Origin of the sequence: Leclercia adecarboxylata, assembly GCF_006171285.1 — a bacterium.
Classification (GTDB): domain Bacteria; phylum Pseudomonadota; class Gammaproteobacteria; order Enterobacterales; family Enterobacteriaceae; genus Enterobacter; species Enterobacter barmai.
Genome location: NZ_CP040889.1, coordinates 4,763,034 through 4,773,516 on the forward strand (window position 1 = coordinate 4,763,034; position 10,483 = coordinate 4,773,516).

Annotated in this window: 8 protein-coding genes; 6 read left to right on the top strand and 2 right to left on the bottom strand. The window is 60.7% G+C overall.

Features of this window, described 5'->3' with window-relative positions; translation table 11 throughout:
• Nucleotides 1-25: 25 nt before the first annotated feature.
• Nucleotides 26-952, top strand: a complete 927-nt coding sequence (locus FHN83_RS24550; RefSeq protein ID WP_138369129.1) for an alpha/beta hydrolase — start codon at nucleotides 26-28, stop codon at nucleotides 950-952.
• Between the two features lie 175 nt (nucleotides 953-1,127).
• On the opposite strand, the gene aldA is transcribed toward FHN83_RS24550, so the two are convergent.
• Together aldA and FHN83_RS24560 are read right to left on the bottom strand one after the other, a co-directional pair.
• Nucleotides 1,128-2,567 (bottom strand): aldehyde dehydrogenase, encoded by a 1,440-nt coding sequence (gene aldA / locus FHN83_RS24555; protein WP_039028534.1) that lies wholly within the window; start codon nucleotides 2,565-2,567, stop codon nucleotides 1,128-1,130.
• Between the two features lie 199 nt (nucleotides 2,568-2,766).
• A complete protein-coding gene (locus FHN83_RS24560; protein WP_139565256.1) occupies nucleotides 2,767-3,570 on the bottom strand; it encodes a YdcF family protein in 804 nt (267 codons plus the stop codon).
• A gap of 442 nt (nucleotides 3,571-4,012) precedes the next feature.
• Here FHN83_RS24560 and FHN83_RS24565 point away from each other — a divergent pair, with 442 nt between their 5' ends.
• The 5 genes from FHN83_RS24565 (at nucleotide 4,013) to FHN83_RS24585 (ending at nucleotide 10,339) form a co-directional block, all read left to right on the top strand.
• The gene (locus FHN83_RS24565; protein WP_139565257.1) at nucleotides 4,013-5,284 is read left to right on the top strand and encodes an MFS transporter; all 1,272 of its coding nucleotides are present in this window, start codon (nucleotides 4,013-4,015) and stop codon (nucleotides 5,282-5,284) included.
• Nucleotides 5,285-5,441: 157 nt separating this feature from the next.
• The gene (locus FHN83_RS24570) at nucleotides 5,442-7,094 is read left to right on the top strand and encodes an MFS transporter (RefSeq protein WP_039028531.1); all 1,653 of its coding nucleotides are present in this window, start codon (nucleotides 5,442-5,444) and stop codon (nucleotides 7,092-7,094) included.
• A gap of 34 nt (nucleotides 7,095-7,128) precedes the next feature.
• On the top strand, nucleotides 7,129-8,208 hold the full coding sequence (locus FHN83_RS24575) for an HlyD family secretion protein (protein WP_138369131.1): 1,080 nt from the start codon (nucleotides 7,129-7,131) through the stop codon (nucleotides 8,206-8,208).
• Nucleotides 8,205-9,581, top strand: a complete 1,377-nt coding sequence (locus tag FHN83_RS24580; protein WP_139565258.1) for an efflux transporter outer membrane subunit — start codon at nucleotides 8,205-8,207, stop codon at nucleotides 9,579-9,581. The genes FHN83_RS24575 and FHN83_RS24580 overlap by 4 nt, the downstream gene beginning before the upstream one ends.
• Nucleotides 9,582-9,679: 98 nt before the next feature.
• On the top strand, nucleotides 9,680-10,339 hold the full coding sequence (locus FHN83_RS24585) for an O-methyltransferase (protein ID WP_139565259.1): 660 nt from the start codon (nucleotides 9,680-9,682) through the stop codon (nucleotides 10,337-10,339).
• The last annotated feature ends 144 nt before the right edge of the window (nucleotides 10,340-10,483 follow it).

The window sequence follows — 10,483 nt, forward strand, 5'->3', positions numbered from 1 at the left end:
CGCTTTCCAGAGAGGGAGCGTTATTATGGAAGCACTGAGCCGCGAAACATTAGAACAGAACATGGCGCAGGCCGTTGGCCGCTCGGCAACCTTTAGTATCTGGCCCACCCCTGAAGCGCCCGGCGCGCGCACCAGCGACGCCGTTTTTACCCCCGAACCCCGCCACACCGGCACCTCCGACTACGATCGCGCCGTTACCGGCATCCGCTCGCCACAGATAACCGTGTATGCGCCGGACAAACCTAACGGCGTCGGCATTCTGGTGGCGCCGGGCGGCTCCTTGCGTCGCGTGGTGCTGGATAAAGAGGGCAGCGCGCTGGCCTCCTTCTTCAACGCACGCGGCTATACCCTGTTTGTGATGACCTACCGTATGCCGGGAGACGGTCATGAAGAGGGAGCCGACGCGCCGCTGGCGGACGTGCAGCGCGCCATGCGGGTAATTCGCGCCAGCGCCCGGGAGTGGAAGCTGGACCCGGCGCGCATTGGGGTACTGGGCTTCTCGGCGGGCGGCCACGTGGCGGCAAGTCTCGGCACCCGTCATGACGACGCGGTATACGCCCCGCTTGACGCCGTCGACGAGTGCTCTGCCCGACCGGCCTTTATGGCGCTGGTCTATCCGGTGATCACCATGCAGGGCGAACATTACCACCCGGGCTCACGGCATGAGCTGATGGGCGATAACCCTGGCGAGGAGCAGATCCAGCGCTATTCGCTGGAAACGCGGGTGACCCGCGACGCTCCACCGACTTTCCTGCTGCACGCTGCCGACGATCCGGCGGTAAAAGTTGAGAACAGCCTGGCGATGTACAGCGCCCTGCGCCGCGCGGGGGTACCGGTTGAGATGCATCTGTTCGAGCGTGGGAAACACGGGTTCGGCATCCGCGATGCCCAGGGCCTGCCGGTCGCCGTCTGGCCGGAATTGATGATGAACTGGATTTCGACGAAGGTGTAAACCTGTAACGCCGGGTGGCGGCTTCGCCTTACCCGGCCTACAAAACCAACAACCGGCATCGGACACGTAGGCCCGTGCAAGCGCAGCGCCGCCGGGCATGTTGATGATTGTGCGGTCTGATGCCCTCACCCCGGCCCTCTCCCACAGGGAGAGGGAGAAATACCGGGCATGTTTATCACGACTGCAAATAAACCACCTGGGTCTGGAGATACTCGTGCAGACCGTGCTTGCCGTCGGCCCCGCCGATCCCCGATTTACGCCAGCCCGCGTGGAAGCCCTGCATCGCTTCAAAGTTCTCGCGGTTGATGTAGGTTTCGCCGAACTTAAGCCCTTTAATGGCTTTCATCGCCACGTTCAGGTCCTGGGTGTAAATAGAGGACGTCAGACCATAGTCGCTGTCGTTGGCCATCTTCAACGCCTCTTCCAGGGTGTCAAACACCACCACCGGCAGCACCGGACCGAAGGTCTCTTCGTGCATGATGGTCATATCCTGACGCACGTCGAGCAGCAGCGTTGGCGGATAGAAATAGCCTTTACCTTCCACCGCTTTACCGCCCAGCACCACTTTCGCCCCTTGCTCTACCGCCAGAGCCACTTTCTGCTCTACGCGCTCCAGCGCTGCGGCATTGATCAGCGGCCCCATGGCGACATCGTTGCGCTCGGCCGGGTTGCCAAACTGCACCGCTTTCATCGCTTCGCCCAGGCGGTTTACAAAGCGGTCGTAAATGCCCTTCTGCACATACACGCGCTCGGCGCAGTTACATACCTGCCCGGTGTTGATGACGCGGGAGTCGACAATCGCCTTCACCGCCAGCTCCAGATCCGCATCGTCCATCACGATGGCCGGGGCTTTACCGCCCAGTTCCAGACACACTTTGGTGATGTTCTTCGCGGCGGCAGCCATGATCTTCTCCCCCGCGCCCACGCTGCCGGTCATGCTGACCATCGCCACTTTCGGGTTGCCCGCCAGCTCCTGGCCTACGGTTTCACCCCGGCCCAGCACCAGGTTAAAGACCCCTTTCGGCAGGCCAATTTCGTCGACGATTTTGGCGAAGGCAATGGCGTTATTCGGGGTAAATTCGCTCGGCTTGATAACGATAGTGTTGCCGGTCAGCAGCGCCGGAGCCAGCTTGCGGGCAATCAGGAAGAACGGGAAGTTCCACGGCAGAATGCCGGTGGTCACACCAAGCGCGCGTTTGAATAGCAGAATGTTTTCGCCCGGACGATCGCTCTGGATAATTTCGCCCTCGTAGCGACGCGCCCACTCTGACATGTAATCGAGATAGTCGGCGGTGAAGGCGACTTCGACCTCGGCGAGCTGCTGGATCTTGCCGCCTTCGGCCACGATCAGGGCGCTGATTTCACTGGCGCGCTCGCGAATGCCTGCGGCGATTTTACGCAGCCAGCCCGCACGCTGGATGGCAGGCAGCGCCTCCCAGGCATCCTGGGCGCGTTCGGCAGCGTCAATCGCCTTGCGGGCATCTTCAGCGCTACCGTCGGGAATACGGGAAATGACCTCTTCGGTGGCCGGGTTGATCACATCAATCCAGGCATCACCCTGCCAGGCAACAAACTGTCCATCGATATACATAGGATGTTGTACGGGTACTGTCATGACTCGCTCCTGTAATTGCACTGTTTTTAACAAGTAAAATTATTGTTAAAAACTACAGATCCCGATCCTCAATCCCAGCGTACCGCGCTGTTTTTGTGAGACATCTCATAAAAGAAACGGGTCAGCAGGAGAAAAATATTACATTCCGGCAACAGAGGATTGCCCGTTTGCGTGAAACTCAGCGCAAACGGGCAAGGCGTTACAGCAGAGAGCGGCTGGCCAGCGCCTCGGTGAGGACGGCGTCATTACGCAGGATTTGCCAGGCAGCCTCCACCTCGGCAGGAATATCCACATGTACAATGAAATCCCGGCCGAGCGGGCCGTAGCCATTAATGTCATCCCGCAGGCGCGGGAGTTCACCCAGCACCAGCGACAGATAGCGTTCGACGGGCCACAGCCCCTTACCGCCGCCGCGAAACGCCAGACCGTCATCGCTGTTTTGCAGCTGCGGCACGACGCCTGGGTGGCTGGTCCATTCCGGGGCATCCGGTTTATCGCGGTAGACACGGGCAAACGTCGCCATGGTGCGGCGCTGCATGGTCGGGTCCTGCACCACAATCCCGCGCTTCACCGGCAGATGGTGATGCTGGATCATCGCCGCGCTGAAGCGGGCATTTTCACCGCAGTTGGTGGACTGGTCTTCCACCAGCAGGCGCTCGGGCGGAATATGCCAGAACTCCCGGGCGATCTCCGCCAGAATGGTGGCTTCGGCTTTGCCGGTAGTGCGTACTTTGTTGTAGCGCGGGTGTCGCGCAATGGCGGCGTATAAAAAAGTGGTGGAATGGCCTATCCCGCCGCTGATCAGCAACGGCACGGCAAGCTCCGACGCCAGACGGCAGGCCGCGTCGATGGCGGGGATCACCGCGTTACCGGCCAGCACCACCAGGTCGCCCCGGAGCGCGGGCGGATTGTAAGGCAGGTTATCTTCGGCAAGCCAGTGGCCGACGGTATTCACCGCAGCCAGGGTTTTATCCGGCAGGGATGGGAAGATCGTGAGACTCATCGTTACCTCCTTGCAGCATTTACGTTCAGGGTAACGCGCGGGCCGTCGCTTAACAGAGGATCCCTCTGAAAGCCAAATCGGCAGTTACCTTATAAGAATAGTCATTAAACTGAAATAACCAGAAACGTTCAAAAATCAGCAGGTTGCACCTGCATTATATGCTGCAATCTACCCTGATAAAAAAATTAAGCGCCAGAAATATCGCACCTGTCAGCATCGATAGCTGCTTATTTCACCGTGATCTGACCAGTTTTGACATTTCGCCGCTTGCCAAAAGTAACAGCCCTCCCTAAGTTGCTTAACAATTCGACAACCTTTTTCCTTTATCGGGTTGCACCCGAAGCGCGCCGGGTGTCACCCGCTTCATCATCCACTGGGCGGGATCACGGTTATGACATAACAACACGAAAGCAGTGCCGCAGTTCTACGTAAAAATAAGAAGGTGCTGGTCGCCAGCCTTACCGGCAGCGCCATTGAATGGTTTGACTATTTTCTCTACGGCACGGCCGCCGCGCTGGTCTTTAATAAGATCTTCTTCCCGATGGTCGACCCGGTCATCGGCCTGATTTTGTCCTATCTTTCGTTCTCATTAACCTTTTTTATCCGCCCCATTGGTGGCGTGATATTCGCCCACATCGGGGATCGCATTGGGCGCAAGAAAACGCTGGTCTTAACCCTGTCGCTGATGGGGGGTGCAACCGTGATGATTGGGCTGCTACCCACCTATGAGCAGATTGGCCTCTGGGCCCCGGCCCTGCTGATCCTGATGCGCATCATTCAGGGGATGGGGATCGGCGGCGAATGGGGCGGCGCCCTGCTGCTGGCCTATGAATACGCCCCGGAAAAGCGTAAAGGCTTCTTCGGCAGCATCCCGCAGGCGGGGGTCACCATCGGCATGCTGATGGCCACCTTTATCGTCTCGCTGATGACCCTGTTCAGCGAGGAGGATTTCCTCTCCTGGGGCTGGCGTATTCCGTTCCTGCTGAGCTCGGTGCTGGTGCTGCTGGGCCTGTGGATCCGCAAGGATATCGACGAAACGCCGGAGTTCAAGAAGGTGAAATCCTCCGGCAAGGTGGCTAAAGCCCCCCTGCGCGACACCCTCAAATACCACTGGCGCGAAGTGCTGATCGCCGCCGGGCTGAAGGTGGTTGAAACCGCGCCGTTCTACATTTTCTCAACCTTTGTGGTGAGCTACGCCACCACGACGCTCAGCTACCAGAAGTCGCAGGCGCTGGAGGCGGTCACCCTCGGGGCGCTGGTCGCCACCGTGATGATCCCGCTGATGGGGCTGCTGTCGGATAAGGTCGGTCGCCAGCGGATGTATGCCGTCAGCGTCTTTATCCTCGGCCTGTTTATCGTGCCGTGGTTTATGCTGCTCAATACCGGCACCACCTGGGGCATTGTGCTGGCGACGGTGATCGCCTTCGGGGTGCTGTGGGCCCCGGTCACCGCGGTGCTGGGCACGCTGTGCTCGGAGATTTTCACTGCCAACGTGCGCTATACCGGCATCACCCTCGGCTATCAGCTGGGCGCCGCGCTGGCGGGCGGTACCGCGCCGCTGATTGCCACCGGCCTGCTGGCGAAATATAACGGCGACTGGGTGCCGGTGGCCTGGTATCTGGCGGTGACCGTGACCATCTCGCTGATTGCCATCTTCTGCGCCAGTCGGGTGAAGCGCGCCCCGGTGATTAACGCGCAAACGAACCAACTCTGATCCTCAGGCGGCCAGCCCTGCTGGCCGCTTTTTTCCTGAACTTCCCTCTCACATTTGCTTAACCCGCCGTTATCATATTCACTTGAATCAGACATTGCGTCAGACGTAGAATCATTAGCCCACTAACTATTCATTCATATCACAGGTATTTATCGCTATGCGCCTGCCCCAACGCGACCCCTATGCTCCTCGCGAGTGGCAGCCTCACGAAAAGCCGATGCTGTTAGGCTCCCCCTCCACGCCGGTGCACAGCACCCCGAAGCGTATCGCCTATGGCGTGGTGGGATTACTGGTCTGTCTGACCGGCGCGCTGGGCAATGCGATGGTCGCCGCCAACCTGCAAAATTTGCAGGGCACCTTTGCCGCCTGGTCCACCGAGATCGCCTGGCTCCCGGCGGTCTACGTGATGACCAACGTGTCGATCAACCTGCTGCTGGTGAAGTTTCGCCAGCAGTTTGGCCTGCGCGCCTTCACCGAAGGGTTCCTGGTGCTGTATGTGCTGGTGACCTTTTTTCACCTCTTTGTTAACGATCTCAGCTCGGCCCTGATGGTGCGCGCGGCCCACGGTATGGTGGCCGCCGCGCTCAGCTCGCTCGGGATCTACTATCAGATCCAGGCCTGGCCGGCGAAACACCGTCTCAAAGCCCTGACCATCGGCATCACCGGCTCCTCGCTGGCGATCCCTATTGCGCGGCTGTTCTCCACCGAACTGCTGCAGCTGGACGAGTGGCGCGGGCTGTATCTCTTTGAGCTCGGTCTGGCGCTGATCTCGCTGGGCTGCGTGATCGCCCTCAAGCTGCCCCCGGGCGACCGGCGCAAGGTGTTCGAGAAGAAGGACTTCATCACCTTTATTCTGCTGGCGCCGGGCATGGCGCTGCTGTGCGCGGTGCTGTCCCTGGGGCGGCTCGACTGGTGGTTTGAAGCGCCGTGGATCGGCTGGGCGCTGGCGGGCTCGCTGGTGCTGATTGTCTCGGCCATCGTTTTTGAGCATAACCGCAGCAACCCGCTGCTGAATACGCGCTGGCTCTCCAGCGGCAGTATTGTGCGCCTGGGGCTGATTATGCTGCTGATCCGCATCGTGCTGGCGGAGCAGAACACCGGGGTGATCGGCTGGCTGCAGTATGTCGGCCTTCAAAACGAGCAGATGACCCATCTGGCGTGGTCGATTTTTGCCGGGATCGCCTGCGGTATCGCCGCCAGCTGCCTGACCATCAAACCCACAAAGCTCGCCTGGCCGATTATCACCTCGCTGGTGCTGATGATTATCGCCTCGCTGCTCGACAGCCAGTCCACCAGCCTCACCCGCCCGGATCAGCTGATGCTGAGCCAGTTCCTGCTCGGGTTCGGCAGCGCCTTCTTCCTCGCCCCGGCGATGCTGGCCGGGATTGGCGGGGTGATTGCCGACCCGCGTAACCTGGTCAGTTTTTCGGTGCTGTTCGGCATGAGCCAGAACATCGGCGGCCTGCTGGGGTCGGCCATTCTCGGCACCTTCCAGACCTGGCGTGAGAAGTACCACTCCAGCCTGCTGGCGGAGCAGCTCACCAGCCTGAATCCGCTGGTCAACGAGCGCCTGCAGATCTACAGCCAGATGTACCGCAGCCTGATTGGCGACGATGCGCTGGTGAGCGTGCAGTCCACGCTGCAGCTGCAGAACGCCAGCACGCTGGAGGCAAATATTCTCGCTTACAACGATACTTATCTTCTGACGGCTGGCATTGCCACCGCCACGCTGGTGTGGATTTTATGGCGCTTGCTGCGGCTGCGCATTACTGCCCGTCTGGCGCTGAAAAAGGCCACCGGCAGTCAATAATGGATAAAAAATTAATGATGTTTCTGGAGAAGTTATGAGTCAGCAGGATGCCGCTAAAGAGCAGGCCAATACCCGTAATAATCTGCGCGTGGTGTCAGTGTTCGCCGCTGCCGCCATCGGCATCGTCGGCGTGCTGGTGATCCTCTACGCCTGGCAGCTACCGCCGTTTACCCGCCACGTCCAGTTCACCGATAACGCCTACGTGCGCGGCCAGACCACCTTTATCAGCCCGCAGGTGAACGGCTATATCACCGAGGTCAAGGTGCAGGATTTTGAGCGGGTGAAGAAAGGCGACCTGCTTTTGCAGATTGACGACCGCATCTACCGCCAGCGCGTGCATCAGGCCGAAGCCCAGCTGGCGATGAAGGTGGCCACCCTGAACAACAACCTGCAACAGCGCAAAAGCGCCGAGGCGGTGATCCAGCGTAACGATGCGGCGCTGAAAAATGCCCGGGCCCAGAGCCAGAAGACCCAGGCCGACTTAAAGCGGGTGAAGGACCTGACCGCCGACGGCTCGCTGTCGATTCGTGAACGGGATGCCGCTCTGGCAAGCGCCGCCCAGGGCAGCGCCGACATCGACCAGGCGAAGGCCACGCTGGAGATGTCGCGCCAGGATCTGCAAACCGCCATCGTTAACCGCGCCGCGCTGGAGGCGGACGTCGAAAACGCGAAGGCGGCCCTCGAACTGGCGCAGATCGACCTGCAGAACACCCGCATCGTCGCCCCGCGCGACGGCCAGCTGGGGCAGATTGCCGTGCGCTTAGGGGCCTACGTCACCGCCGGAACCCATCTCACCACACTGGTGCCGCCGCAGCACTGGGTGATCGCCAATATCAAAGAGACGCAGTTGGCGAACCTGCGCGTCGGCCAGCCGGTGAAATTCACCGTCGATGCCCTGAACGATAAAGCCTACGAGGGCCGGGTGCAGAGCATCTCCCCGGCGACCGGGGTGGAGTTCAGCGCCATTACGCCGGATAACGCCACGGGGAACTTTGTCAAGATTGCCCAGCGTATTCCGGTGCGCATCGAGGTGCTCGGCAAGCCGGAGGAGTCGGCCCTGCTGCGCCCGGGGATGTCGGTGCAGGTGACGATTGATACCCGGGAGGCGAAATGATCCGCCTCCCGCTCGTTGCCCTGATGATTGCCGCCGCCCTGAGCGGCTGTCAGTCGGTGGATGTCGCCCCGGCAAAACCGACGTTGCAGATCCCCGCCCAGTGGCGAGCCTCGACCGGCCCAGCCAGCCCGGCAGAGCAGATGTGGTGGCGCAATTTTCACGACAGCCAGCTCAACCACTACGTTGACCAGGCCCTGCGCAACAACAGCGACGTGCTGATCGCCCGGGAGCGGATCAACGAGTATCAGGCCCGGGTGTATGCCGCCGACGGCAGCCTGTTTCCGTCCCTGGATGCTGACCTGAGCGCGGGTCGCGCCCGCTCCCAGTCAGCGGCGACCGGTTTGCCGGTCTATGGCGCGCTCTATAAAGGTAGCCTGACCGCCAGCTATGACGTGGATATCTGGGGCGTGAACCGCCGCACCAGCGATGCCGCACAAGCGACCCTCGAGGCGCAAAAGGCGGCCGCGGCGGCCGCGGATCTGACCGTGGCGTCGTCGGTGGCATCGGGCTACGTCACCCTGCTGGCGCTGGACGAGCAGCTTAAGGTCACGCAGTCGACCCTGAAAGCGCGGGAGGAAGCCTTTAACCTGGCGCAGCGGCAGTATCAGACCGGCTATAGCTCGCGCCTTGAACTGATGCAGTCCGACTCGGAACTGCGCTCGACCCGGGCCCAGATCCCGCAGGTGCAGAACCAGATTGACCGCCAGGAGAATGCCCTCAGCCTGCTGCTCGGCAGCAATCCGGGCTCCATTGCCCGCAGCGCGGATTTCGACACCCTGACGCCGCTGCGTATCCCGTCGCAGCTGCCGTCATCACTGCTTAATCGTCGGCCTGATATTGTGCAGGCGGAACGCCAGCTTATCGCGGCGGATGCCACTCTTGCCGCCTCGCGCGCCAGCCTGCTGCCGTCGATCAACCTCACGGCGACGGGATCGATTCAGGATCGCACCCTGCCCGGCCTGCTGGATAACCCGCTGGAACTGTGGAGCATCGGCGGCAGTATTCTGGCCCCGCTGCTGAACCGCCAGGCGCTGAATGCCCAGGTGGATATTGGCCAGTCTCAGCGCAACCAGGCGCTCTACAGCTATGAAAAAACGGTGCGTAACGCCTTTAAAGAGGTAAATGACAGCCTGGATGCCATCACCCGTTACGGCGAGCAGCTTACGGAACTGGTGGCGCAGCAGGATGTGGCCCAGGAGACATTGCGCATCGCCCAGAACCGCTATAACAACGGCTATTCGTCTTATCTGGATGTGCTGGACGCCCAGCGCACGCTGTTCTCGGTGCAGACCAGCGTGGTGCAGGCGAAAAATAGCCTTCTGCTGGCGCAGATCGATCTGTATAAGGCGCTGGGCGGTGGATGGTCGGTGTAAAACGCCCGGCGGCGCTGCGCTTGCACGGGCCTACGGGTTTCGTAGGCCTGGTAAGCGCAGCGCCACCGGGCAATGCTCACACACTAAGGGGTCAATCTATGCAACAACAGTGGTCTGCCGTAGATAATTACATGATTTCCGAGCTTATTCCTCAGGATGAGGTGCTGCAGAAGGTCCTTGAGAATAACCAGCGCGCAGGTTTACCGGCCCACGACGTCGCCGCCAATCAGGGGCAACTGCTGGCGCTGTTTGTGCGCATGACCCAGGCGAGGAGCATTCTGGAGATTGGCACGCTGGGAGCCTACAGCAGCATCTGGATGGCGCGCGCCTTGCCCGCTGATGGCAAGCTGATCACCCTGGAAGCCGACCCGGCGCATGCCGCCGTTGCGCGTCAGAATATTCATCTGGCCGGGCTGGATCAGCGTATCGAGCTGATTGAAGGCCCGGCCCTGCTCTCCCTTGAGCGCTTCGATAACATCCCGCCTTTTGACCTGATTTTTATTGATGCCGACAAACCCAATAATCCAGGCTATCTGGAGTGGGCGCTGCACTACTCCCGGCCGGGGACGCTGATTATCGGCGACAACGTGGTGCGCGACGGGGAAGTGATCAACGGCCAGAGCGACGACGCCCGCGTGCACGGCGTGCGGCGGTTTATCGAGATGATCGGTGACAACCCGCGCCTGACCGCAACCGCGTTACAGACGGTAGGTGTGAAGGGTTGGGATGGGTTTACGCTGGCGCTGGTGAACGGGTAAAAACCGCCGGGCGGCGCTACGCTTGCCCGGCCTACAAAACCCGGCCCGTCAACTTTTAACGCAATGAGAGAGTATCACGGGAATCATGACTTACAGCGGCACCCTTGTCCGGCTGAAAATCGCCGAAGCGTTTCCGGAAGGCCG

What these genes read in the sequence shown, in the direction of transcription:
- FHN83_RS24550 (WP_138369129.1), top strand. Translation starts at nt 26, where the DNA reads ATGGAAGCACTGAGCCGCGAAACATTAGAACAGAACATGGCGCAGGCC.
- aldA (WP_039028534.1), bottom strand. Translation starts at nt 2,567, where the DNA reads ATGACAGTACCCGTACAACATCCTATGTATATCGATGGACAGTTTGTT.
- FHN83_RS24560 (WP_139565256.1), bottom strand. Translation starts at nt 3,570, where the DNA reads ATGAGTCTCACGATCTTCCCATCCCTGCCGGATAAAACCCTGGCTGCG.
- FHN83_RS24570 (WP_039028531.1), top strand. Translation starts at nt 5,442, where the DNA reads ATGCGCCTGCCCCAACGCGACCCCTATGCTCCTCGCGAGTGGCAGCCT.
- FHN83_RS24575 (WP_138369131.1), top strand. Translation starts at nt 7,129, where the DNA reads ATGAGTCAGCAGGATGCCGCTAAAGAGCAGGCCAATACCCGTAATAAT.
- FHN83_RS24580 (WP_139565258.1), top strand. Translation starts at nt 8,205, where the DNA reads ATGATCCGCCTCCCGCTCGTTGCCCTGATGATTGCCGCCGCCCTGAGC.
- FHN83_RS24585 (WP_139565259.1), top strand. Translation starts at nt 9,680, where the DNA reads ATGCAACAACAGTGGTCTGCCGTAGATAATTACATGATTTCCGAGCTT.